Annotated in this window: 21 protein-coding genes; 12 read left to right on the top strand and 9 right to left on the bottom strand. The window is 43.4% G+C overall.

Translation table 11 applies throughout. From position 1 onward, the window contains the following. Window positions 1-3 precede the first annotated feature (3 nt). The gene (locus CTT30_RS19185; RefSeq protein ID WP_006960839.1) at window positions 4-762 is read left to right on the top strand and encodes an SDR family oxidoreductase; all 759 of its coding nucleotides are present in this window, start codon (window positions 4-6) and stop codon (window positions 760-762) included. A 64-nt stretch (window positions 763-826) separates the two neighbouring features. On the opposite strand, the gene azu is transcribed toward CTT30_RS19185, so the two are convergent. Both azu and CTT30_RS19175 read right to left on the bottom strand, forming a co-directional pair. Beyond that, on the bottom strand, window positions 827-1,282 hold the full coding sequence (gene azu, locus CTT30_RS19180; RefSeq protein WP_252036677.1) for an azurin: 456 nt from the start codon (window positions 1,280-1,282) through the stop codon (window positions 827-829). 101 nt (window positions 1,283-1,383) lie between these two features. After that, on the bottom strand, window positions 1,384-3,051 hold the full coding sequence (locus CTT30_RS19175; protein WP_252036676.1) for an electron transfer flavoprotein-ubiquinone oxidoreductase: 1,668 nt from the start codon (window positions 3,049-3,051) through the stop codon (window positions 1,384-1,386). A gap of 214 nt (window positions 3,052-3,265) precedes the next feature. Between CTT30_RS19175 and CTT30_RS19170 the strand changes: the two genes are divergently transcribed. The 3 genes from CTT30_RS19170 (at window position 3,266) to CTT30_RS19160 (ending at window position 6,223) form a co-directional block, all read left to right on the top strand. After that, window positions 3,266-4,015, top strand: a complete 750-nt coding sequence (locus CTT30_RS19170) for an electron transfer flavoprotein subunit beta/FixA family protein (RefSeq protein WP_252036675.1) — start codon at window positions 3,266-3,268, stop codon at window positions 4,013-4,015. An 11-nt stretch (window positions 4,016-4,026) separates the two neighbouring features. Next, on the top strand, window positions 4,027-4,965 hold the full coding sequence (locus CTT30_RS19165; RefSeq protein WP_252036674.1) for an electron transfer flavoprotein subunit alpha/FixB family protein: 939 nt from the start codon (window positions 4,027-4,029) through the stop codon (window positions 4,963-4,965). 94 nt (window positions 4,966-5,059) lie between these two features. Beyond that, window positions 5,060-6,223 (top strand): GGDEF domain-containing protein, encoded by a 1,164-nt coding sequence (locus CTT30_RS19160; RefSeq protein ID WP_252036673.1) that lies wholly within the window; start codon window positions 5,060-5,062, stop codon window positions 6,221-6,223. On the opposite strand, the gene CTT30_RS19155 is transcribed toward CTT30_RS19160, so the two are convergent. From CTT30_RS19155 to pdhA, 3 genes are read right to left on the bottom strand one after another with little or no spacing between them, the layout of a single operon-like run. Continuing rightward, complete coding sequence (locus CTT30_RS19155; RefSeq protein ID WP_239864076.1) at window positions 6,216-7,352, bottom strand: dihydrolipoamide acetyltransferase family protein; 1,137 nt, start codon at window positions 7,350-7,352, stop codon at window positions 6,216-6,218. The genes CTT30_RS19160 and CTT30_RS19155 overlap by 8 nt on opposite strands. Continuing rightward, the gene (locus tag CTT30_RS19150; protein WP_239836331.1) at window positions 7,349-8,332 is read right to left on the bottom strand and encodes an alpha-ketoacid dehydrogenase subunit beta; all 984 of its coding nucleotides are present in this window, start codon (window positions 8,330-8,332) and stop codon (window positions 7,349-7,351) included. Before CTT30_RS19150 ends, CTT30_RS19155 begins: the two co-directional genes overlap by 4 nt. Continuing rightward, window positions 8,325-9,419, bottom strand: a complete 1,095-nt coding sequence (gene pdhA / locus CTT30_RS19145; RefSeq protein ID WP_239864077.1) for a pyruvate dehydrogenase (acetyl-transferring) E1 component subunit alpha — start codon at window positions 9,417-9,419, stop codon at window positions 8,325-8,327. The genes CTT30_RS19150 and pdhA overlap by 8 nt, the downstream gene beginning before the upstream one ends. Window positions 9,420-10,207: 788 nt before the next feature. Here pdhA and CTT30_RS19140 point away from each other — a divergent pair. Beyond that, window positions 10,208-12,520, top strand: coding sequence for a methyl-accepting chemotaxis protein (locus CTT30_RS19140; protein ID WP_252036672.1), 2,313 nt, complete (start codon window positions 10,208-10,210; stop codon window positions 12,518-12,520). 97 nt (window positions 12,521-12,617) lie between these two features. On the opposite strand, the gene CTT30_RS19135 is transcribed toward CTT30_RS19140, so the two are convergent. After that, complete coding sequence (locus CTT30_RS19135; RefSeq protein ID WP_252036671.1) at window positions 12,618-14,747, bottom strand: TonB-dependent hemoglobin/transferrin/lactoferrin family receptor; 2,130 nt, start codon at window positions 14,745-14,747, stop codon at window positions 12,618-12,620. Window positions 14,748-15,004: 257 nt separating this feature from the next. Between CTT30_RS19135 and CTT30_RS19130 the strand changes: the two genes are divergently transcribed. Then, window positions 15,005-15,895 (top strand): LysR family transcriptional regulator, encoded by an 891-nt coding sequence (locus CTT30_RS19130; protein WP_239836335.1) that lies wholly within the window; start codon window positions 15,005-15,007, stop codon window positions 15,893-15,895. Between the two features lie 18 nt (window positions 15,896-15,913). On the opposite strand, the gene CTT30_RS19125 is transcribed toward CTT30_RS19130, so the two are convergent. Beyond that, window positions 15,914-18,595 (bottom strand): bifunctional acetate--CoA ligase family protein/GNAT family N-acetyltransferase, encoded by a 2,682-nt coding sequence (locus tag CTT30_RS19125; protein WP_252036670.1) that lies wholly within the window; start codon window positions 18,593-18,595, stop codon window positions 15,914-15,916. A gap of 219 nt (window positions 18,596-18,814) precedes the next feature. Between CTT30_RS19125 and CTT30_RS19120 the strand changes: the two genes are divergently transcribed. Together CTT30_RS19120 and CTT30_RS19115 are read left to right on the top strand one after the other, a co-directional pair. Beyond that, a complete protein-coding gene (locus CTT30_RS19120; RefSeq protein ID WP_239864081.1) occupies window positions 18,815-19,384 on the top strand; it encodes an SPOR domain-containing protein in 570 nt (189 codons plus the stop codon). A gap of 158 nt (window positions 19,385-19,542) precedes the next feature. Continuing rightward, window positions 19,543-20,532, top strand: coding sequence for a D-alanine--D-alanine ligase (locus CTT30_RS19115; RefSeq protein ID WP_252036669.1), 990 nt, complete (start codon window positions 19,543-19,545; stop codon window positions 20,530-20,532). Here CTT30_RS19115 and CTT30_RS19110 read toward each other — a convergent pair. Continuing rightward, on the bottom strand, window positions 20,529-21,485 hold the full coding sequence (locus tag CTT30_RS19110; RefSeq protein ID WP_252036668.1) for a tyrosine-type recombinase/integrase: 957 nt from the start codon (window positions 21,483-21,485) through the stop codon (window positions 20,529-20,531). The genes CTT30_RS19115 and CTT30_RS19110 overlap by 4 nt on opposite strands. A gap of 98 nt (window positions 21,486-21,583) precedes the next feature. Between CTT30_RS19110 and CTT30_RS19105 the strand changes: the two genes are divergently transcribed. Beyond that, window positions 21,584-21,955 (top strand): DUF3319 domain-containing protein, encoded by a 372-nt coding sequence (locus CTT30_RS19105; protein ID WP_239874653.1) that lies wholly within the window; start codon window positions 21,584-21,586, stop codon window positions 21,953-21,955. A gap of 5 nt (window positions 21,956-21,960) precedes the next feature. Further along, window positions 21,961-22,272, top strand: coding sequence for a stress response translation initiation inhibitor YciH (gene yciH, locus CTT30_RS19100; RefSeq protein WP_239864086.1), 312 nt, complete (start codon window positions 21,961-21,963; stop codon window positions 22,270-22,272). 147 nt (window positions 22,273-22,419) lie between these two features. On the opposite strand, the gene CTT30_RS19095 is transcribed toward yciH, so the two are convergent. Next, window positions 22,420-22,788 (bottom strand): DUF3693 domain-containing protein, encoded by a 369-nt coding sequence (locus CTT30_RS19095; RefSeq protein WP_252036667.1) that lies wholly within the window; start codon window positions 22,786-22,788, stop codon window positions 22,420-22,422. Window positions 22,789-22,905: 117 nt separating this feature from the next. Here CTT30_RS19095 and CTT30_RS19090 point away from each other — a divergent pair, with 117 nt between their 5' ends. Then, window positions 22,906-23,346: a 3'-5' exonuclease gene (locus CTT30_RS19090; RefSeq protein ID WP_252036666.1), complete on the top strand. Its 441-nt coding sequence runs from the start codon at window positions 22,906-22,908 to the stop codon at window positions 23,344-23,346. 1 nt (window position 23,347) lies between these two features. Next, window positions 23,348-23,692, top strand: a complete 345-nt coding sequence (locus CTT30_RS19085; RefSeq protein WP_252036665.1) for a DUF2523 family protein — start codon at window positions 23,348-23,350, stop codon at window positions 23,690-23,692. The last annotated feature ends 3 nt before the right edge of the window (window positions 23,693-23,695 follow it).

The raw sequence follows: 23,695 nt of genomic DNA, 5'->3' as shown, positions 1-23,695 counted from the left end.
CCGATGGATCTAAAACAGAGCGTAATAGCGATTACTGGTGCAGGGCAAGGCTTAGGTCAGATGATGGCTATCACACTAGCGCAAGCTGGCGCGGAACTAGCCCTACTGGATGTTAACGAAGAAGCCCTGATGGATACCAAAGAACAGTGCAACATGCTCGGGGTTAAAGCACTGACTTACAAAGTTAATGTGACGGATGAGCAGGAAGTGGAGCAGGTATTCAGTGACATTGTCACTGATTTTGGACAGTTAGACGGCCTGATCAATAATGCTGGGATTCTTCGCGATGGTTTACTGGTGAAAGTCAAAGATGGTGAGATGACTAAAATGTCGCTTGAGCAATTCAACTCCGTGATTGACGTGAACCTTACCGGAACGTTTTTGTGTGGACGAGAAGCCGCGGTTCAGATGATCAATTCCAAGCGAAAAGGGGTCATCATCAACATTTCTAGCGTTGCTCGTGCTGGGAACATCGGTCAGACAAACTATGCGGCGTCTAAAGCAGCTGTGGCGACTCTGGCGGCGACTTGGGGTAAAGAGCTGGCAAGGTATGGTATTCGAGCGGCCGCTATTGCACCTGGTGTGATTGAGACATCGATGACGGGAGCGATGAAACCAGAAGCGCGCGAGCGTCTGGAAAGAATGGTACCCGTGGGTCGGATGGGCGATCCCAAAGAAATTGCGAATACCGCTAAGTTTATCTTTGAGAATGACTACGTGAATGCGCGTGTATTTGAAGTCGACGGCGGGATATTCATGTAAAGCTTAAGCTTTCAAACGTTAAAAAGGCACGTGAGTTACGTGCCTTTTTTGTTTTAGAAATGAGTTACTTTAACTCGAACTTCCCTTTCATAATTGCCCAGTGGCCAGGGAAAGAACAGAAGAAGGTGTAGTCACCACCTGCTTTCATTTTTTCTGTACTGAATGTCACTGAAGTGCTTTCGCCACCACCAATGATTTTGGTGAACGCGTAAACACGTGCATCATCTGGTTTGACGTAGTTGTTCGCCGCGCCCGCCGACATACCTTCCGTACCTACAGCCTGAACATTCGCTGTATCGGCAATAACCACGTTGTGTCCCATAGAGGTTGCAGCCAGCTTACCTGTATGGTTCAACGTTAGTGTGACTTCTTTACAGCTAGACGGGACGCTAATGCTGTTAGTTGAGAACTGCATCATGTCGTTCGCATCAACAGAAACAGAACATTCTGCGCTTGCTTGAGCTCCGAAGCTGACCGAACCAATGACAACAGCAAGAATTCCAACACTACGTTTAATCATATTTATTCCTCACGGTTTGTAGTTGAGACCTATTCTCATATACGTAAGAAATAGAAACTTTGATCACTTTCACTAAGTGCTGGATTTCTCGTTAAATACAGTTACATATTCTGATAATTGGGACCACCGCCACCTTCTGGCGGTATCCAAGTGATATTTTGCGAAGGATCTTTTATATCACAGGTTTTGCAATGCAAGCAGTTGGCGGCATTGATCTGTAGCTTTGGCTTGTTATCTACCGTGACAATTTCGTACACGCCAGCAGGGCAGTAGCGTTGGCTGGGCTCATCAAAAAGAGGCAGGTGATTTTCAATAGGAATACTTTCACTGGCAATAATCAAATGACAGGGCTGGTCTTCTTCATGCTGTGTGCCTGAAAGGTAAACAGAAGAGGGCTTATCAAAACTTAGTTTGCCATCGGGTTTAGGATAGTGAATCGCCTCGCACTGGGAAATTTCTTTCATCGAAAGGTAATCTGCTTGTGGATCGGAAATCACCCACGGTGCTGCTTTGTTAAACAGAGACTGCCAGATGTTTTGTTCGAAGGTTGCTAGTGCTCCTCCCATAATCGCACCGTATTTGTGGATTGAAGAGGCAAAGTTTCGGCTCTGCTTTAGCTCGTCAAACAGCCACGATGACTCAAACAGGCTTTGATAATCAGCTACTTTCTGGCTATCGTCTGCTTGGAGTGCGTCGAACACCGCTTCGGCAGCGAGCATGCCGGATTTCATAGCAGTATGACTGCCTTTGATTTTTCCTGAATTCAACGTCCCTGCGTCGCAACCAATCAGTAGCCCACCCGGAAACTGCTGTTTGGGTAATGAGTCAAAACCGCCTTTAGCGATCGCTCTTGCGCCATACGAAATCCGTTCACCGCTTTCGAGGTATTGTCGAATCACAGGGTGGTGCTTAAAACGTTGAAATTCATCGAATGGGCTGAGGTATGGGTTCGAGTAGTTTAAATCAATGATCAACCCGACGACGATTTGGTTATTTTCTAGATGGTAAAGAAAACTACCACCGCTAGAGTCTGTTTCGTTCAGAGGCCAACCTGCGCCATGAAGCACACTACCTGCCATATGGATCTCGCTGTCCGGAGGGAGTTGCCAGATTTCTTTTAATCCAAGGGCGTAGTGTTGCGGTTGTCGACCCTCATTGAGGTTGAACTTGCTAATGAGCTGTTTGCCCAAGTGGCCGCGTGCACCTTCAGCAAACACAGTGTATTTGGCTTTCAGTTCTATCCCAGCCTCAAACGTTGGTTTTTGTTCTCCTGATTTGTTCAGACCCATATCGGATGTGTTAATACCCGTTACGGCACCTGATTCATCATAATTCACACTAGCAGCAGCAAAACCCGGATAGACTTCAATCTCCAACTCTTCGGCTTTCTGACCAAGCCAGCGGCACAAGTTCGCTAGGCTAATTACGTGGTTGTTGGAACTGTTGTGCATTAGCTTGGGAGTCAAAAATGCAGGCATCTTGATATGGTTGCTTGCTGTCGTCATGTACATGAACTCATCACAGGTGACGGGATTATTGATTGGCGCACCAAGTTCTTTCCAGTCAGGGAAAAGTTCATCCAAAGCTTTGGTTTCAAAAATTGCACCTGAAAGTATATGTGCACCGACTTCAGCCCCTTTTTCAACAACACAGATCGATAGAGGTACTTCGTTGATTTTACTGAGTTGGGCGAGTTTGATTGCGGTCGATAACCCCGCAGGTCCGGCTCCAACGACGACGACATCAAACTCCATACATTCTCTTTCCATGGTGTAAACCTACCTTGCCAATTAATTCTTATAGATAAATATAGTGCAGTTGACGTAAACGTAAACTTTACTAAGCTGAGTATAGGTTAAAAAACCGACATGAGTTGTGTTTAATGTGATATTAAGCCGCAAAGTTGCGACATAAAACAGCGATAAACACATCATCTATCAACTTGTTATCGTTCTGGAAATGCTTTAGCACCAAGGAGGAGATGTGAAAATACTAGTCGCCATAAAGCGAGTGATTGACCCTTATGTCAAAGTTAGGGTGAAGAGTGATGGCAGCGGTGTTGAAACCAACAACGTCAAAATGTCGATGAACCCATTTTGCGAAATTGCAGTGGAAGAAGCGGTTCGCCTGAAAGAATCCGGTGTTGCAGAAGAGGTGATTGTCGTCTCTATTGGTGATATTGCCTGTCAAGAGAACCTCAGGGGGGCATTGGCGCTAGGTGCTGATAGAGCTATTCATATAGAGGTAAATGAGTCACCAGAACCGCTAGTCGTGGCAAAGTTACTGAAAGGCTTAATCGAGCAAGAGCAACCTGGCATCGTCCTTCTGGGTAAACAATCCATTGACACTGACAACAATCAGGTCGCGCAAATGCTCGCCGCGTTGACTCATAGACCGCAGGGCACATTTGCTTCCAAAGTCCAAATCGACGGAGACTGGGTAAGTGTAACACGCGAAGTAGATGGCGGTTTAGAAACGGTGAAATTGGCTTTACCTGCAATCATTAGTACCGATTTGCGTCTTAACGAACCTCGTTATGCTTCATTACCGAATATCATGAAAGCCAAGAAAAAACCTTTAGATGTTATTTCAGCAGCGGATCTCGGTGTTGATTTGGTACGCAGCCATGAAATCATCGAAGTAATGACTCCAGCTGAGCGTTCTTCTGGAGTGATGGTCTCCAGTGTGGGAGAACTGGTTGATAAACTTAAGAATGAAGCCAAGGTGTTGTGAGGGAAATAAGTATGAATGCGAAAACCTTAGTCATCGTTGAGCACGATAACCAGACCTTGATAGCGGATACATTGAAAACCTTGTCAGCGGCGTCATCACTCAGCACTGAAATCAGCGCACTGGTCGTAGGCAGCGCTTGTCAGCGAGTCGTAGAGCAAGTCGCTAAAGTCGATACAGTCAAAGAAGTGTTGGTCGCAGATTCAGACGCTTATCAAGATCAGCTAGCAGAGAACTGTGCTTCATTAGTACAACAGGTTGCGGCGGACTTTACACATGTGCTTGCTCCTGCGACGACGTTTGGCAAGAACCTAATGCCAAGAGTTGCGGCTTTACTGGATGTCGGACAATTGTCAGATGTTATTAAGATTGAGTCTGAGGATACTGTTATCAGACCTATCTATGCCGGTAATGCGCTAGCAAAAGTAAAATCATCAGACCGGATTAAAATGATGACCATTCGAAGCTCTGCATTCGATATGGTACCGATAGACGACGATTCTTCCGCAGAGATCAAGCCTGTGGATATTAACGTCGTAAACGATTTATCCCAATTGGTGGAGCGTCAGAGAACAGAAAGTGCACGTCCAGATTTACCTGCTGCGAGAGTGGTTGTGTCTGGCGGCCGAGGTCTTGCTAGTAAAGAGAACTTTGTGATGGTCGAGCAGCTCGCTGATAAGTTAGGTGGTGCTATTGGCGCGTCACGTGCTGCTGTAGATGCAGGCTTTGTTTCTAATGATCTTCAGGTCGGTCAGACAGGCAAAATCGTCGCACCTGAGCTTTATATTGCAGTCGGGATTTCAGGGGCGATTCAGCACTTGGCAGGGATGAAAGATTCTAAGGTGATTGTGGCTATCAATAGTGATCCTGAGGCTCCCATATTCCAGATTGCCGATTATGGCTTGGTTGGCGACCTGTTTGAAATATTACCAGAATTAACTAACTCAATTTAAAAGTAAAACCCCGCTAAAAATTAGCGGGGTTTTATGTGTAAGCGAGCAATAATTCTCCTAAACTCAATCTATTGGTGTTTAGTGAGGGGATTCGATGAGCATACACTTAGATATAGCCACATTGTCTATTATCTGTGTTTTGTTGGCTTTATGTTATTGCATTGGATTGTTATTGATTCAGCAACTTCAACCTACCGTTAGAGGTATTAGCACAATAGCTTTTGCGCTGCTTTTACTCTCCGTGAGTTTCCTTCTCCTTAGCTTTGGTAATCAAATCACTCATTGGATCTCTAAGATACTCGCCAACTCTTTAATGGCGTTTAGTTACATCATTTTACTTTGGGGAGTTTGTCAATTCAGAGGCTTCCCGAGAAAAACTGCCAACATAGGTTTTTATACTTTTCCAGTATTGATAGTCGGGTTAACCTATTTTACGTTCTTTATGCCTTCGACCAATGCACGTGTCATTCTTATGAGCACGTATGTATCAAGTTTATGCTTCATTACTATTATTGCTAATCAAAAAGGCAAAAATGCCGACATGACACCCTCTAAGTATCTGCTTTCAATAGGATTAGCAACACAGGGCATCTATAATTTATTCCGTTTTATCTGGACGTTGTTTGAGCAAAGAATTGATGACTTCATGCTTTCTGGAACCGCTCATCAACTGGCGTTTGTTAGTACATTACTCATGATCATATTCATCGGTTTTTCAGTGACATGGATGCTAACAGGGCGACTTGTTGCGACTATCTATGATACTTCCATCAAAGATGAATTGACCCAGCTTTATAACCGTCGTGCTTTGGAAGAGCTACTTCCTAGGGAAGTAGCTCGTTCGAGCCGGCACAGGCAACCTCTATCTTTGTTACTTCTTGATATCGATCACTTTAAAAAAATCAACGACACGTATGGGCATCAAGCTGGGGACCGAGTGCTAAGGACTATGGGTAAGCTTCTGATACTGCAAACCCGTAAAGACGATTTAAGCTTTCGCTATGGTGGGGAAGAATTTTTAGTCTTATTACCAAATACTGATACTGAAAATGCGGTCATTGTAGCCGAAAAGCTGAGAGAGGCGATTAAGAAAGCAAAAATGTTACCGAGTAATGTCGATTTTTGTACCGCAAGCTTTGGCGTGACTCAGTTTAACGGAAGTGATGATTGGCAAAGCGCCATAGAGCGCGCAGATCAGGCACTCTATAGCGCGAAGGAAAATGGCCGCAACCAAGTCGCGGCTAAAAAAGCTAGTTAAGCTTCATTTCCAAGTGCTCAACTAATAGTTTGGTAAAGCGAGCTGCTTCGCCTCCGGTGCACGCTCTATGGTCAAAAGTGACCGAGAGTGGCATCGCTTTGACTGCGACCGCTTCATTATTTCGCATCACGACTTTTTCAATAATACGCCCCGCACCGACGATCGCTACCTGAGGAGGGGAGACAACGGGAGTCGCATAAATTCCTGCAATGGCACCAAAATTAGACAATGTGATAGTGGCATGTTGCAACTGCTCACGGCCAATTTTCCGGTCACGGATGCCTGTCACCGTTTCATTTAGCCACGAGCGTATATCTTCCGTTTTCACCTCGTTAGCGTTACGCAGAACGGGGACGTATAAACCGTGGCTGCTGTCCACTGCAATACCAATATTCACAGAGCTATGTACGCATCGAGTCATCGTTTCGGCGTCAAACCAAGCATTAAGTGCTGGCTCTTTCTCACAGGCATGCACAATGGCTTGGATTAGCCGACTCGAGATATCTTCCCCTTTTTTCCAATTTTCTAACAAAGCCTCCTCGGTGATCGTCACTGACGCCACATTGTGATGAGACTCAGCCATGGTGCCAGCCATGGTTCTACGAGCGCCTTTTAGCACTTCTGTTCCCGGTTGCTGTTTGCCAGCTTCTTCATAAATATCAGCGTCGGTAATTATACCGTCATGACCACTGCCTTTTACTCGAAGAAGATCCACCCCGAGTTTTTTCGCAAGTAAGCGCGCAGAAGGCATCGCTGTGATCGGGGAGCCTTCGCTGGTATTGTGTGAAGCACCGATCCAAAAATCGTCGACATCGACTTGATGAGTTTGGCTTGAGACATTGCCAACAACAGTTGCAGCATCTTTTTGTTTGGATTCTGCTTTCTTTGTCGTCCCTTCTTCTTCGATTTCTAACAGAAGGCTACCGATATTGATGACATCACCTTCCTCTCCATGTCGGCTGACAATTTTACCACTATAGGGCGCTGGTACTTCGACAACAGCTTTTGCTGTTTCGACTGTTAATATAATTTGGTCTACTTCGACCATATCACCGACGTTCACATGCCATTGCACAATCTCTGACTCTGCGAGCCCTTCACCAAGATCTGGCAATAAAAATGATCTCATTTCCATCCCTCCACGAGTTCTTTTGCTGCAATAACAATGTCTTCTTCCTGAATCATAAAATAATCTTCATTTCGGTAGTAAGGCATAACCGTGTCCATACCTGTTACGCGTTTTGGTGGCGCCTTAAGAGTGCACATAGCATGTTCGGCCGCACGTGCAATGATCTCCGCACCGACACCACAGGTTTTACTGGCTTCGTGCACGACCAGTAAGCGTCCTGTCTTGTCGAGCGATTTCAAAATAGTATCCATATCGATAGGTTTGATGCTCGCGAGATCTATTACCTCAGCTTCAATACCTTGTTCTGACAGCCTTTGCGCTGCTTGTAATGACTCAACCACACAAGCGCCCCATGTGACTAGTGTGACGTCACGGCCTTTGCGAAGCGTAAAACAACTATCAAGCGGTAGAGCTTCGCCATTATCAATGACATTAGATTTAACTGTGCGGTAAATACGTTTTGGCTCAAAGAACATCACAGGATCATTACTGCGAATAGCCGCTAGCAGTAATCCATAAGCACGCTGGGGTGATGATGGAATCACAACTCTGAACCCTGGAATGTGAGCAAACAGAGCTTCGATGCTCTCTGAATGATGCTCTGGTGCATGGATACCACCGCCAAAAGGTGCACGAAAAACCGCCGGGCAGGTTAGGCGGCCTCGTGTTCGATTACGCATTCGAGCAGCGTGACACATCAGGTGCTCCATGGCGGGAAACACAAACCCTTGGAACTGAAACTCTGCCACAGGTCTCAAGCCCTGCGTTGCCATACCGACACTCACACCGCCGATCAAGGCTTCTGCAAGTGGGGTGTCAATGACTCGTTTTAGACCAAACTTTTCTTTTAGCCCAACAGTGGCACGGAATACACCACCATTGTCACCCACATCTTCACCTAAAACGACAACCTTAGAATCCTTGCTCATTTCATGATGCAAGGCGAGGTTAACTGCTTCAACGAGTGTAATCTCAGACATGTTTGCCTCCCTGCATTCGCATCGCTTTATTGATCAGTTCATCTCTCTGGTTATTCAGTTCTGTAACGGGGGATTCGTACAGATAGTCAAACGCAGATTCAGGAGCTTGAGGAGGGAGGTTAAGATAACGTTCAACCGCTTCTTCGACTTCTAGCTTTGCTTTAGAAAGTAAGGCTTGCTCTTCTTCTTCAGACCAGTGCCCGTAATTGAGGAGGTAATTTTTGAGGCGGAGAATGGGTTCGTATTGCCAAGCTTGGTTTAGTTCATCTTTGCTACGGTAGCGGCTGGCATCATCTGCGGTCGTATGATCACTAAGACGATAGCTGATTGCCTCAATAAGCGTTGCGCCTTTACCTTTTCTGGCTCTATCTAAAGCGGTAGAAACAGCGTCAAACATGGCAACAACGTCATTGCCGTCAACCGTGATACCAGGTATGCCAGCGCCTTTCGCTTTCTCCGAAAGAAAATCAGCAGCACATTGTAGTGCACGTGGTACTGAAATCGCCCATTGGTTATTGTTAACCACAAACACCAGTGGAATATTCCAAGCACCAGCACAGTTGATGGACTCAAGGAAGTCACCTTTTGATGTTGCACCATCGCCACAGGTGACGAGTGCAGCATTATGGTCGCCTGCTATTTTTAACGCCGCCGCCACACCAACTGCATGAGTACATTGTGTGGCAATAGGAACACAGAATGGTAAGTCTTGGCACGATAGGTGACTACCCTCTGGGCAGAAGTCACTACCGCGTTCATCACCACCCCAGTATTGAAGATTCTTCTCCATACCGATACCGCGAACCCACATTGCAGGCATATCACGATAATAGGGGACGAAAACATCTTGTACTCGCAGTGCGTGGCCGATGGCAATACCAAAGGCTTCAGCTCCCAAGTGAGATGGGTAGGTTCCTAGCTTTCCGGTTCTTTGTAAGGCGACAGCTTTATTGTCGTAGGTGCGTGCGACAACCATGTCGCAATAGAACTTTTTCAGTGTCGCAGCATCAGCCCACTCAGGGAGTGGTTTAACTACTTGACCATGATGATCGATAAATCGATTCATGGGTAAGGCCTGAACGTTCATCTCAAGCTCCTTGTTACGCTGCATTCTTTGGCAGCAATTGATTAACATCCTCCGGGCAAAACCAAGTTTCGCGTACTGAACTCTGTTATAGCCTGAAATACTATTCTAGAGAATTAGCCATATGCATTCTTTCACACTGCTATATAAACTTAATCCAGTGATGAATCTTGGTTATGCCAGTTAACCTAAGTGTAACCAAAATGTTAAATTGCGCCTGATTTGGGGCGTTACCTCGGAGTAAACTAATTCTTACAAACGTTAAAAAACAGATGAAAGTGCTGGTTTTTTTGAGTGGGAATATCGAAATCTGAAAAGATTCACTATCGATTTGGAGAATTTTACAAGAATATTATCCGGTTTTTTTTGCAAAATTTGTCTGAAAACTTCTTTTTGATACTCACAACAGAGCCAAACTCGTTACTAAATGAATAGCTCTACGATGTCATTGATTCGCACACGACATACTGGTTGATTAAATGACGCTATTACAGGCAGATATAAGTTGATCGAGAATTATTTTTGATGAATTTAACAGGTTAGACCAGTTTGCAATTACTACTTAATGAGTAGGGTGGATTGGCTTTTTTTGATTTTATTTCAATTGGTTATAGAATTTTTAACCTCAGGGTTTAATTTTCCATACAACAATAAACCTAACCAAAATCGAAAAAATCGACTTTTATGATTACACTTATATCACTAAATGCATATAAATCGTACGTCAGCTGGCAAGACTCTTCTGAATAAACACAGAGGCGGAGATGGAGTTTCCGCAAAGAGGTTCGGTTATGAAGATTGCCACTAAAATAGTTTTGGCTTCAACCTTATTATGTAGTATTGCCGTTGTTGCAACAGGGATTTTTGTAGGGTGGAGAGCATCAGTGCTCTCAGAACAAGCACTGTTTCAACGTGCCGTTAGTCAGCTTACTTCCATTCGAGAAAACAAAAGAAGTGAAATAGAAAATTACTTCCAACACATACGTGGGCAAATGTTGACCACAGCCAATTCCATTGGTGTCAGGGATGCGATGGTGGCGTTTAAAGACACATTTGAGCGTTATCCTGTTGAATCTGTGAGTGCCAGTGATTTATCTCGCCTTAGCAATTATTACACATCGAGTTTTGGCACAACCTATCGAACGGCTAATGGCGGAAACTCTGCAAATGAAATGCAGAAGTTGAATAGGTTGTCACCAAGAGCAAAAGCACTTCAAGCTCGTTACATTGGTGTCAACCCAAATCCACTAGGCGAAAAGCATCAAATGATGGCAGACTCATTGGGTACGGAATACGATGAAGTGCATCGTAAGTACCACCCAAGTATCAAAGGCTTTTTAGAAGAGTTTGGTTATTACGACATTTTCTTAGTCGATCCTAGCGGCAACGTTATTTATTCGGTATTCAAAGAACTTGATTATGCGACAAATCTTAACTCTGGCCCTTATGCAGGCAGCGGTATCGCCAGAGCGTTCAAAGGGGCGCTAAATTTAGGGTCTTCTCAATATCACCTTGAGGACTTTGCGCCATACTTTCCTTCATATGAAGCGGCAGCCTCCTTTATTGCCACTCCCGTCAGAGTGGATAATCAAACTATTGGTGTACTGATATTCCAGATGCCCGTCGATAAGATTAACGGCATTATGACCTTTGAGGAAAACTGGAGTTATGCTGGACTCGGTAATTCAGGAGAGACCTATCTTGTGGGGCCCGATCATTTGTTAAGAAGTGAATCTCGCTTTCTTATCGAAGACCCTGACCAATATATTAAGGAGCTAGAAAGCTCAGGTGTGTCTAGCTCGATAATTGATCAAATACAAGGTAAGTCTTCAGCGATTGGTCGTCAGATGGTGGACACGGATAGCGTTAAAGCAGCATTCCGAGGGCAAAGTGGTTCTAATGTGATTAATGATTACCGTGGTATAGAAGTTTTGTCGGTGTATTCTCCTCTAGATGCTGCGGGATTGCAGTGGGCTATTGTGACTGAAATAGATAAGGCAGAAGCGTTAGCGGATTTGGATGTGCTTGTTCAGTCCAAACTTACGACTGTGATGACCAGTATTGTCGTAGGTGTAATAGCGGCCGTATTAGTTTCGTACTTTCTTGGTAACAGTATTGCGCGACCTATACGCATTGCGAGCGAGAAAATACAAAAAATCAGTCGTGACAATGATTTGACAGAGCGCCTTGAGGAAGACGGCAAAGATGAGATGGCTGATCTGGCGATGTCCCTCAACTCTCTCTTTACTCACTTACAGGATATTATTCGTAAATTTGCTGAGGCGACCGAAAATCTCAATAGTAATACTCAAAGTATGACAGGGAATATGAACAGTACTCGAGCAGCCGTTCAGGATCAGAATCACAGAACGGAATCGGTAGCGACCGCGGTAAACGAAATGAGTGCTTCAATTGCTGAGGTGGCACAGTTTGCGAGTCGAGCGGCTGAGTTTGTTAAGAATGCGAACGATACAGGCAGTGAAGGGGTAACTGTCGGACGTAATTTGGGCTCAGAAATCTCACGTTTAAACGAAGAAATGCAGACCGCTGTCGAGGCTATTGGTCGTTTACATCATGAAAGTAACTCCATTGCTGAAGTATTGGATGTCATACAAGGTATTGCAGAGCAAACAAATTTACTTGCTCTCAATGCTGCTATTGAAGCGGCAAGGGCGGGGGAACAAGGCCGCGGTTTTGCTGTAGTTGCGGATGAAGTCCGCTCCCTAGCTGGGCGTACTCAATCATCAACAGAAGAAATACGTGAGAAGATTGAATCTTTGCAGCGTGAAACTAATGATGTATCGAAGAGTATAGAAAACGCTAATAGCACGGTTTCACAAGGAGTAGATACGTGTGACCAAAACGCAGTTATGCTGGAACAGATCGTGACCATGCTGAACGATCTTAATGAAATGAATGTGCAAATTGCGGCAGCAACAGAAGAGCAGAGAGCGGTGACTGATGAGATCAGTGGCAGTATTACCTCTATCGCAGATGCATCTTCAGCGGTATCGAGCCAAGTTAGTGATGTGGATAATGTTCTTCAGGGCTTGTCTTCACAGGCTGAGCAGTTAAATGCGGAAGTTTCTCAGTTCAAATATTAGCTAGCCATAAGTAAAGCCATCGCTGTTACCTCTGTTAAAGCAGAGTATCCAGCGATGGCTTTAAACTAAGCTCTTAATGACTTAGTAAAGGCAGGTTTTAAAATTCGTACTTAGCAGTAATGGCCCAGTTACGACCTGCTTGAGTCAAATCTTTGTTTTCCTCAGTTAAGCCACGTACGTCATTCCAGTTGTAGTACTCTTTGTCTGCAAGGTTGAAAATACCAGCACGTAGCGTTAGATCCTCAACAGGAACATAGTATGCTGTTAGGTCAGCCACCGTTGCGCTTGAAATTGTGATGTACTCATCGCTAGAGCCTGATGAGTTAATGTCTTTAGCATCTTTACCGGCAGTATAGCTTACGCTAAATGATGTACCCCAAGAGCCAGTAGGTGAGTCATAATTGACACCAACGATAGCATTCCAAGGGTTTACGCTGTTCAACGGCTTACCTTCGTGGTCCTCACCTTCAGTGTAAACAGCGGCGATACGTGAGCTGAAACCTTCCACAGGAGCAATCTCATCCCAATAGAATGTGTTTGAAGCTTCAATACCTTTAATTTTGGCTTCGTCTATGTTTACGTTTTTGTATACCGAAGGATCAGCTGGCGTATTTGAACCACTTACTATTTGCGAATCAATGAAGTTGTCATAATCACTATAGAACAACGAGATTTCTGAGGAAGAAACGTTGGTATTATGGCGCCAACCTAGCTCGTAAGAAACACTTTCTTCGGCTTCTAAATCAGGGTTTGGCGAGTTAATGTAACCGTGAGCTGGATTACCAAATGAGTAATATAGTTCTTGGAAGTCTGGTGCGCGGAAGCCTTGGCTAATCTGAGCAAAAACTTTGTTTTGTTCATCTAGCGTATAGACTGTGCCAAGGCGGCCCGTCAATGCAGAGTCAGAGTATTTTTTGTATTCTGATTGGTCGTTCCCACTTGGGTTTGAGCTTGCATCACCCGGATCTGTCTCAAATGAGTCAAAACGGATACCTGGTGTAACAACAAGGTTACCAAACGTTATTTCGTCCTGTACGAAGAAGCCATATCGTGTTTCAGATGCTGCAGGGATATAGAAAATGACTTTGTCTGCATCAATGGAGTTATATTCATTGTTAAGATTTTTGATGTCTTTATCAGAATATTCGACACCATAAATCAAGTAGTGTTCTGCATTCCCTACAGAGAAAGACTTATCTAGCTGCAAATCAAACTGTATCCCTTTGTCTTCGTAGATATAGTCTTTCTTTTGAACATTACCTGCTGTTGGCAAAAACATTCCGCCATTCGATGTGCGGTTTGTAACACCATTTTCTTCCTTTTTCAGCCAATCGAGCTGCCAAGTAAGAGTATCCGCGAACTGAGCATTAGTGTTCCAAATATGCTCGATGCCAATTTGTTGCTGTTCAGTGGTGTCGTCACCGGTATAGTTAGTGTAGCTAGTGCTTGTAAGATCAGTATCTACGGTATTGTGAATCACATTACCAGTGAACTTAAGACGGTGATCGTCATTGACTTTGTAATCCAGTTTTACAAGTAAGTTATTATTTGTCGTATCTTGCTTGTCAGGCGTCCCAAAGTTATCAAGTTCGTCACCATCACGTCTTGTATAGGCAACAAGCGCTTCCAAATCATCAAACTTCTTAGCTACAGCGACAGACTCACTAAAAGTATTACTTGCTGAAGAGTAGTTGAACTTGAGGTGGCCACCTGACTCACGGCCATCAAGAAGGTCCTGAGGATCAATCGTTTCAAAAGCAGCGATACCCCCAATCGCATCTGAGCCGTAAAGAGATGACGCTGCACCTTTAACGATTTCAACTGACTTTAAGAGATCGGTGTCTACATCAACACGAGAAGAGTTTATGAAGTTGTATGATTGAGTACCGGAAGGGGTGAATTGATTTGTTTGAGAAACCCCGTCGACTAACACCTTGATACGATTTCCTTCCATACCGCGAATGTTGATGCTCTGAACACCTTGACGTGAATTACTTTGAATTGTGACCCCAGGTGTGTACTTAAATACATCTTCCAAACCTGATGTCATGTTGTTTTCGATATCATCTGCTGTAACAACAGATACCGATCCAGCAACATCTTCAAGTTGTTGTTCTGTGCGTGAAGCGGATACCACGACCTCGTCAAATAATGCATACTCTTCAGCGTGCGCGTTCGAGGCAAGAGCGAGTATAATTGAAGCTGATAATAATGATTTTTTATACATTGTTGTAATTACCTTTAGATCCACAATGAGGCTTATGTTTGGGACGGACAGAACTCTATAGGATCTAAATGATAATTACTATCGTTCGTATTATTTATTCGTGTTGCTTCTTTTACCGATCTTCGTGTTAATTAATTAAAAGTCTTTTTAATACAGTCGGATAAACATTTTATTTACAATTGTAAAGATTTATTTAGTACGCTGGAAATGTGATTATTTTCGCTAATCATTAATTTATATTAATAGGAATAACAGCATTGCAAAGTCCAATTACTCTAGAAGCCATGCATATTCTCGATGCAATAGATCGCAGAGGAAGCTTCGCAGCAGCAGCGAATGAGCTCGATAGAGCACCTTCATCGCTGAGTTATCAGATACAGAAACTTGAACAAGATCTAGACATCATGATCTTTGACCGCTCAGGGCACAAAGCGAGTTTCACCAGTGCCGGTAAGCTCATTCTTGAAAGAGGGCGAGCCATTTTAGCCGCGACTGAAAAGCTAGTTAATGATGCCAGTGTGCTTGCTAATGGCTGGGAGTTAGATATCACACTCGCTTTTGATGGGGTGATTCCGGTACAACACTTTTTCCCTATGGTAGAGGCTTTAAGCAATGTCAGTTCAACACGTATTCGGCTACAAGAAGAGATTCTTGCCGGTTGTTGGGAATCACTTGATGAAAGTCGATCTGATCTGTTGGTCTGCCCAAAACCAGAAACGTTACCACTTGATGTGAAAGCGGAATCGATTGGTTCATTGAAAATGATTTGGGTCGCAGCACCGAATCATTATGTCCATAAACGGAACGGCCCATTCGATGAAGCAGCAAGAGCTAAGTATCGAGTCATCGCAATTGCTGATACCGCACGAGAACAACCAGCTATAAGCGTTAACATCCTTCAAAGACAACCAAGGCTAACCGTTAGCAATCTACCGGCCAAAGTTAAAGCTCTGCAATCCGGCTTAGGAATCGGAACCCTGCCGCAATCGGTGGCAAAGCCTTTAATAGATGATGGAACGCTCGCTAAGATCTCAGATACGGAAACGTTTGATATAGACATCATACTTGCTTGGAAAAGAAACCAAATGGGTGAAGCAAAATCATGGTGTATTAAGTATCTTAAGAAAAATTGGATGCTTAAAGAGTGATCCAAGCTCGTTGCTGGCTTACTGAAGCGGGAGCACCATGTCAGCGACGCCATCTTCAAACTGAACATCAAGTTTGAACCCGAGTTTCTGTGCCAACATCAACATTCCCCTGTTAGTTGGCATGGTCATACCCGACATTTGCTGAGTTCCTTTGTGGCGACAGTAGTCTATGATTTTGTTCATCAAAATCTTACCTAGCCCTTTTCCTTTGAGGTCAGATCGAATCAAAATCGCAAACTCAGCATCTGTATTTTCAGGGTTTATCAATGCACGAGAGACACCGATGATTTTCGGTTGCGAATCATAGTCAGCTACGGCAACAAACGCCATTTCTCGGTCGTAATCAATTTGCGTCAAGTTAGCTAGAGCCTCGTGGTTAAACTCTCCTACATCACTAAAAAAACGCTTGTACAGATCTTCTTTAGATACATTACGAATAAAATCTGCATGGCCAGGTTCGTCTTCAGGAAGGATAGGGCGTAATAGGATAACTTCACCATCTCTTAACTCAATTTTTTCTTCATACTCAACTGGGTATGGGCGAATAGCTAACCGTTTTTGAGCATCACCTTGATATTGTTTGAGGATTAAATCTGCATCAAGAATGGTAAAGCTATCTCCAACTGCAAGGACTGGATGGATATCCAGCTCGTGAACTTGAGGGCAATCCACGACCATTTGTGATATCCGAACTAGAAGTTCAGACAGACCTTGGATATCCATTGGTATGGGTAGCTTTTGCAAGCGAATTTTACCGCTCTTTATTGCCCTGACGATCAAATAGCGAGCCAGTGTCATGTTGAGCGGTGGGAGCGCAGACGCCGCATCGATAGACTCATCCCACTCTGAGCCGCCTTGCCCAATTAAAATCACAGGGCCAAATGTCTCATCGGTTTTGACTTTGATACGTATCTCTTCGCCACCTGCAAGTTTTGCCATGCCTTGAACCAAAAGGCCATGCACATGAGCAGAAGGATAGGAAAGCTTCGTTCTGTCGAGAATCGCTTGTGAAGCACTGGCGACTTCATGACTATTACGTAAGTTGAGCATAACCCCTTGTACATCAGACTTATGGGCAATATCTGGAGATCGGAGTTTTACCGCGACAGGGTAACCAATTTGTTCGGCAACGTGAACCGCTTCACTGGCATCAGAAGCAATCCAAGTGGGTAAGACATTAAAATCAAAGTGCTTAAGAAATTGCCCAATTTGGTGAGTATCTAGTGATACTGTTTCTTTATCCAGTAGTTTGTTGTTTATCCATTTCTTGGCTTCATTTAACTCTCTAATATGCACTGGTTCTGCAGTGGTTGGTGTCTCCATCAATTGTTTTTGATTTCTCCTGTACTCAACCAAGTGCATGAATGCAACAACGGCACTTTCGGGCGTTCGGTAGGTTGGAATTCCTGCTTGAGTAAATATTTGACGGGCAGGCCGCGCCGTAAGTTCACCGGACCAGTTAGTGAGTATATTAAATCGTTTATGCCTAGGGTGCGCTTTAATTGCTTCCACGATAGCCATTGCCGTTTTCTCGGAGTGGGCGATAGCAGAAGGGCTATGCATAATCAGAATGGCATCAGCACAGTCGCTATCCATTAAAATATTGAGTGTATCAATATAACGCTGAGGTCCTGCATCACCCACTAAATCAATCGGGTTATTGTAACTCCAACTGGAAGGTAATACGCCACTGAGCTGTTCTATCACTTCGTCTGGAAGAGCAGCTAGTTTCCCACCACGGACTAGCAGGGTATCAACGGCCATGATTGCGGGACCGCCACCATTAGTGATAATGGCAAGGCGTTCACCACGAAGTGGGACTGAATGAGTCAGTGTTTCTACTGCAGCAAATAGCTCATGTGAGTTGTTTACCCTTAACATACCGGTACGGCGAATTGCTGAGTCATAAATAATATCGAGGGTATTGTCTCCACCAGTGTGGGCTTGAGCGGCTAACCGACCTGCTGACGTTTTACCTCCTTTCAATACCAAAATTCGACGATTTCGAGATGCCGCGCGAGCTGCAGACATAAATCGTCTTGCGTCTTTTATGGTATCGACGTAAAGCAGTATAGCTTCCGTATGAGCATCAGTACTTAGGTGATCGAGCAAATCTGCAAAGTCTATATCGAGGGCATTACCAAGAGAGATAAAAGCAGAAAAGCCAATGTTTTTGTCATTTGCCCAATCGAGTATTGTGGTGCACATCGCTGCTGATTGAGAGATAAAAGCAATTTTCCCTTGCTGCGCAGTGACCGGCGAAAATGATGCGTTAAAATTGATCCAAGGTAGGATAATACCAAGGCTATTAGGACCTAATACACGCATATTGGACTGTTGAGCGACCGTAAGACAGGCTTCCTGAATACTACAACCATCGTCAGTAGCCAAATGCATATCTGCAGAGAGAACAATAACCGTTTTTACTTTTTTCTCGGCAAGCTGCCTGAAGAGTTCTAAATTCCGGCTCGCGTTTGTACATAAAATAGCGACATCTGGTGTAATGGGGAGTGAATCTATATCTTTATAAGCAAGAACACCACACACTGAGCTATAACGTGGAGTGACGGGCATAATTGCACCTTCGAACCCGCCTTGAAGAAGATTCTTCATAACGATATTGCCTGCTCGCATCGCTCTGGTCGAAGCTCCAACAACAGCGACTGACTTTGGTTTAAGTAAGTGGCTTAGACTATTCATTTATGCACTCCGACATTCAGCGTTTAAGCTAATATTAACCAAGCACTTAAATGAATTCAGAGATAATTAGGCGTTGTTTTAATCAGATCACCTGACGTGACTCCGACTTTGTGCCATGTGTCACAGTGTATTGATATATAATTAGAATGTTGGGTTGATTCTAATCCTATCTAACGGCATGATTTACAGTAACTTCTACAAAAGGCATTTGAAGAATTCATGAAAAAAATCGCAATAGTTGGCTTATCAGTGGTGCTTTCAGCGTGTGTATCGAGTGATTACGTAACTGACGTGTCCTCTGAAAGCTATCGTGAGGATTACAAAACAGCGGCAGTAGAGAAGCCGATTGTTTCAGAGCAAGGCGTTACCAACGGCGTCACGGAAGAAGCGGTTAAGACTGTAAGGCCGATGGCTGAGAAGCAAATGACTAACATGCAACCTCAGAAGAAGGCTAAGCCAGCAGTCGCGATTATCCCACCAACTGCAAAACAAAAAGCGATGAACCCACGTTATGGTTTCACGATTCAGGTTGTTGCGGTTGGCAGCCAAACCAAAGTGGACCAGTTTGCACGTAAACTACCACGTGATGGCGAGCCAGTGTGGGAAAACTATAAAGTCGTCAACGGCACAAAGTGGTACACAGTCCTTTACGGAGACTACGCCACTCGCGCTGATGCGAAGAAAGCCATTTCAAAACTTCCTAGTGACCTTCAGGATATGAAACCTTTCGTTAAGAGTATTGATGCGATTAAGAACTCTGAGTTCCCAACGCTGAATAAGCTTAACTAATTTCATAAAAAGGGGCATCAGCCCCTTTTTTAATGTGCATTAATCCATCAAACAAACTGTCAGAACGGTCATAATTCGGTTAAATCAATGAATCCTTGCCGAGTTTTTATTATGATTAACTCTACTAATCCCTCTGTTATTTCACGGAAAGATCCTTAATGGCGAATACAACAATTTTACTACTTTGTGGTGGCGGTTCGGCTGAGCATGAAGTGTCGCTCATTTCAGCAGATTTCGTACAATCCCAACTTGAGTTAACACCTGAATTTGAGGTGATTCGAGTAGAAATGAAACCTGAAGGTTGGTATCAAGGGGAGCAACTGGTTTATCTCGATACAAACGCTGGAACTTTGAACTCTGAAGTAAATGCAACAAAACTGGATTTTGTTGTGCCATGCATTCATGGTTTTCCGGGGGAAACAGGTGATATCCAATCGATGCTTGAGCTTACAGGTATTCCTTATTTGGGTTGTGGCCCTGAAGCCAGTGCGAATAGCTTTAACAAGATCACGTCGAAACTTTGGTACGACGCTCTTTCCATTCCAAATACACCATATATCTTTTTGTCTGAAAACAATAAGTTAGCATATGATCAAAGCTTAGCGGCGTTCGAGCAGTGGGGTAGTGTATTCGTTAAAGCAGCAAGACAAGGTTCTTCTGTTGGCTGTTATAAAGTGACAGAAAAAGCTCAACTTCAAAGAGCAATCAATGATGCGTTTGGATATTCAGATCAAGTCTTAGTAGAAAAAGCCGTCAAACCCCGCGAATTAGAAGTTGCAGCGTATGAATACAAAGGCCAATTGCATGTGACGCCACCAGGAGAAATTAAAGCGCCGGAAGACACGTTCTATTCATACGAAGAGAAATACAGTGCAGATAGCCATTCGACAACAGATGTTGAAGCGACGGATCTGACTGACGATCAACGACTCATTATCCAGCAGGCTTCTGAAAAAGTGTTCAGACAGATGAAACTTCGTCATTTGTCTCGTATCGATTTTTTCCTTACTCCGGATGGTGATGTGTATTTGAATGAGGTCAATACTTTTCCCGGTATGACACCGATTTCGATGTTTCCTAAAATGGTCGAGCACAGTGGCTTAAAATTCTCCGAGTTCCTAGCAGATTGTATAAGACGCTCACTTTAATCCCACGGTTTAAAACGTTTAAATATCATCATTTCTGCTTCTGCGATGACCTTATTTCCCAAGTATTGATAAGGCATCGCAGGGCTTAACCATCGACCATAGTGTTGAATATCCACCGTCTTTATCCCTTTGCGTGACATTTCCTTCACGGCTCCAACTCTCAATGACTGACCTGAGAATTTGACGTTTAATTTTAGCTTGTCACTTGCTGATCTCAAAATTCTATAAATAGAAGAATCATTCAATTGGTCAGTACTAATATTTCCATGCTTATCAATGGCACTAAACAAAAATGTATTCTGTATAGGTAGCGTCTTCAACCACTTTGATAAATATTTGTAAGCATTATCTGTAAGTGTGTAGGTTGAGTCTCCAATAAAAACAAGACAATCATTCGTTCCTAGTTTAATGTTGTTTCGAGTTAATTGTTTCAGCTCTGAACGCTTTAGCATGCACTCAAACATTAAGTGATAAATCGCTAGGTCACGTACTACCTTGATTGAAGGTTTCTTGTCGAGCTTTTCTGTCAGCTGATCAAGGTGATGCCGTTCAAAAGGGATGGCAGGGCTTGCATCACCGGATTTCTCGATTCTTAACTGAGATAATGATTGCTGAACATTAGAATGACTTGTTGGGTCACTCATTGCTAGCGTTTTATGAACAAGTGAAATGGTTACAATGTAACGCCTAAGGGTTGAGTATTTTCTTTGAGCAGACTCTCTTTCCAAAAAAAGACGTACAGCCGCCGTAGAAGCGGGAAGAGTATTAACCGATTTCCTCCTGCAATAATCAGAAAATAAATTCCAGTCTTTTGTTAATGCTAACAGAGAGTTATGTGCGTATTGACCATCTGTGAGTGAATTCATCATGTCTATGCTCACAGATTGAGTAAACAGTTTAATGAATCGATTTCTTGTATCTAAATCTGTGATTACCCTAATATTTTTCTTCATTCAAGCGCACTATAACAGAATTATCCTTACCCAATATACTTGATTAAGGGCGATATACAATTATTATTAATTTAACTTATTACTAAAATAAAGTGACTATGGCTGCTGCGACATATAGAGGTTTTACCCTCAAAACTGCTGGAAGTTCTACTGACATATGGCAAGTTCAGATCAAAAATCATGTTTTGTCTGGAAGCATGCCAGCAGTAAAAAAGAGTATTGATTGGTTTTGCGATACTGCCACAATAATTGATCCCAAAGAGTTTGGTTCCCTGGGAAATAAAAAACAGGCCGAAGGTAATCCAGCACAAGAGAACTTTCATGGCTACACTATAAAAAATGATACTGGTGAGCCTAACGCTTGGTATTGTTTCTTTAACGGCAAACTCATTAAGGGTGGAAAGCTTGCGATCCAGAAGCATATAGAGGCATACTTGCTGGCTAAACAAAAAGCCGAACAGAAGAAGTAGTACTTATGAGTCTTGTTTATTCCACAGAAGTTGGCCGAATCAAACCTGAAGATGAAAAGGTTCAACGACCCAAAGGTGATGGTATTGTTCGTATCCAGCGACAAACCAAAGGGCGCAAAGGCAAAGGCGTGTGTATTGTATCTGGGTTAGATTTGGATGATGCACCACTTAAACTATTAGCCGCAGAACTGAAGAAAGTGTGTGGATGTGGAGGCTCTGTAAAAGATGGCAATATCGAAATTCAAGGTGATGCGAGAGAGAAAATAAAGGCTCACCTTGAAAAGAAAGGTCATACAGTGAAACTCGCTGGCGGTTAAGGACAACTAATAATGGTTTGTTAATCTCTGATTAAACAAACTGTTTATTAGGTATTTTATGGTAAATCTGATTATGTTTAATTTGAGAAATACCATATAACAGAAGAAGAGAGCGCTTGAACTGGCGCTTTCTATTTTTTATATAATTTAACATAACGTAAATAATGCGCACTTAGCTAGGGCTTCGTTAGGGCTGCCAATCCACAATATCAAACCTCCGCAAGCCATTGATATTCCTTGCAAACCATGCCCATTAAACTTTTTTGCAATGCTTTCCCACATCGCTTTGATGTTGGGATTATCGTTGCGATCAGCGTGACAACCTAATAATGCTATTTCAGGATCTAATCCTGCACCTTCCGCAAGAAAAATCGCTTCTTCATCAGAGATATAGCGAATACCTTTGCGCATTTTACTTACTTTGTTCGGCTCGATATTCAAATCGTGTGCTATTTGCTTGTCTTGTAGGTAGTTTTGCGCCTTTTTATAGGCATCTAACAGTTCATTTGCATACATATCAAAACCTCCGTTTGTCATTATCTTAGCTGTTTAATCCCGATTTTGCGCTATTTACAATCCCCATTAATGGCAACTAGAATCCCCATAAATCGGTATTCGGACTAAGGGATTCAAATGAAAACTCTCGATATCACTAACGCACTCATTCTCGACACAGAAACCACTGGCCTTGATTCTGATGCTGAGATTGTTGAAATCTCACTGATTGACGCAGTTTCTGGTGATGTGGTGTTCACTTCCTTGGTTCGTCCATGCGACCCAATCCCAGAGCAAGCACAAGCTATTCACGGGATCTCAAACGATGACGTTCGCCAGTCAACAAACTCTCAAATGGTCTGGGAGCAAATTGAGCCTTTACTTATCGGTAAATCCTTAATCATTTACAACTCTGACTATGATATCCGGTTGATTTGCCAATCCTTATTACGTTTTTGTTCTTCCATGTATGTTCTTGAAATACAGAGCTTGCTGACTGATAAATCCCATTGCGCCATGCTTTGGTACGCTGATTTCTATGTGGCCGTCATTGTGGGTCTACGTCAATTAGGAAGTTGATATGGAAACGATTTTAACGCTTCTCCAAAACCTTGGGGATATGGGTCAAACGGTGGTCGATTTTTTTGAAAGTACACCGAGTTACTTTGAGCAGATTTTCATTTATCTCAATGCTTGGTATATCAAAATTCGTCTTGTGTTACTGATTAAATATTTGGAGCTCTCCTATCGTACGGCTGAGTTTCTTTTGAATGAAATTGGTGTGACTGAGCTGATAATCAGCACCTTTAATGCTCTGCCTAGTGAGATACGCTTCTATGCGTTCCTGTTCAAAATCCCTCAAGCCGTCAGTATTTATTTGAATTTCATTGCGACTGGCTTTGTGCTCAAAATGACAAGGGTGTAACAC

The organism is Vibrio coralliilyticus, from assembly GCF_024449095.1.
In the GTDB taxonomy this organism is placed as follows: Bacteria; Pseudomonadota; Gammaproteobacteria; order Enterobacterales; family Vibrionaceae; genus Vibrio; species Vibrio coralliilyticus_A.
This window is presented reverse-complemented; position numbering and strand designations above follow the sequence as displayed.

Bases quoted from the DNA above. Each gene is read 5' to 3' on its own strand.
- CTT30_RS19185 (WP_006960839.1), top strand. From the start codon at position 4: ATGGATCTAAAACAGAGCGTAATAGCGATTACTGGTGCAGGGCAAGGC.
- azu (WP_252036677.1), bottom strand. From the start codon at position 1,282: ATGATTAAACGTAGTGTTGGAATTCTTGCTGTTGTCATTGGTTCGGTC.
- CTT30_RS19175 (WP_252036676.1), bottom strand. From the start codon at position 3,051: ATGGAAAGAGAATGTATGGAGTTTGATGTCGTCGTCGTTGGAGCCGGA.
- CTT30_RS19165 (WP_252036674.1), top strand. From the start codon at position 4,027: ATGAATGCGAAAACCTTAGTCATCGTTGAGCACGATAACCAGACCTTG.
- CTT30_RS19160 (WP_252036673.1), top strand. From the start codon at position 5,060: ATGAGCATACACTTAGATATAGCCACATTGTCTATTATCTGTGTTTTG.
- CTT30_RS19155 (WP_239864076.1), bottom strand. From the start codon at position 7,352: ATGAGATCATTTTTATTGCCAGATCTTGGTGAAGGGCTCGCAGAGTCA.
- CTT30_RS19150 (WP_239836331.1), bottom strand. From the start codon at position 8,332: ATGTCTGAGATTACACTCGTTGAAGCAGTTAACCTCGCCTTGCATCAT.
- pdhA (WP_239864077.1), bottom strand. From the start codon at position 9,419: ATGAACGTTCAGGCCTTACCCATGAATCGATTTATCGATCATCATGGT.
- CTT30_RS19140 (WP_252036672.1), top strand. From the start codon at position 10,208: ATGAAGATTGCCACTAAAATAGTTTTGGCTTCAACCTTATTATGTAGT.
- CTT30_RS19135 (WP_252036671.1), bottom strand. From the start codon at position 14,747: ATGTATAAAAAATCATTATTATCAGCTTCAATTATACTCGCTCTTGCC.
- CTT30_RS19125 (WP_252036670.1), bottom strand. From the start codon at position 18,595: ATGAATAGTCTAAGCCACTTACTTAAACCAAAGTCAGTCGCTGTTGTT.
- CTT30_RS19120 (WP_239864081.1), top strand. From the start codon at position 18,815: ATGAAAAAAATCGCAATAGTTGGCTTATCAGTGGTGCTTTCAGCGTGT.
- CTT30_RS19115 (WP_252036669.1), top strand. From the start codon at position 19,543: ATGGCGAATACAACAATTTTACTACTTTGTGGTGGCGGTTCGGCTGAG.
- CTT30_RS19110 (WP_252036668.1), bottom strand. From the start codon at position 21,485: ATGAAGAAAAATATTAGGGTAATCACAGATTTAGATACAAGAAATCGA.
- CTT30_RS19105 (WP_239874653.1), top strand. From the start codon at position 21,584: ATGGCTGCTGCGACATATAGAGGTTTTACCCTCAAAACTGCTGGAAGT.
- yciH (WP_239864086.1), top strand. From the start codon at position 21,961: ATGAGTCTTGTTTATTCCACAGAAGTTGGCCGAATCAAACCTGAAGAT.
- CTT30_RS19095 (WP_252036667.1), bottom strand. From the start codon at position 22,788: ATGTATGCAAATGAACTGTTAGATGCCTATAAAAAGGCGCAAAACTAC.
- CTT30_RS19090 (WP_252036666.1), top strand. From the start codon at position 22,906: ATGAAAACTCTCGATATCACTAACGCACTCATTCTCGACACAGAAACC.
- CTT30_RS19085 (WP_252036665.1), top strand. From the start codon at position 23,348: ATGGAAACGATTTTAACGCTTCTCCAAAACCTTGGGGATATGGGTCAA.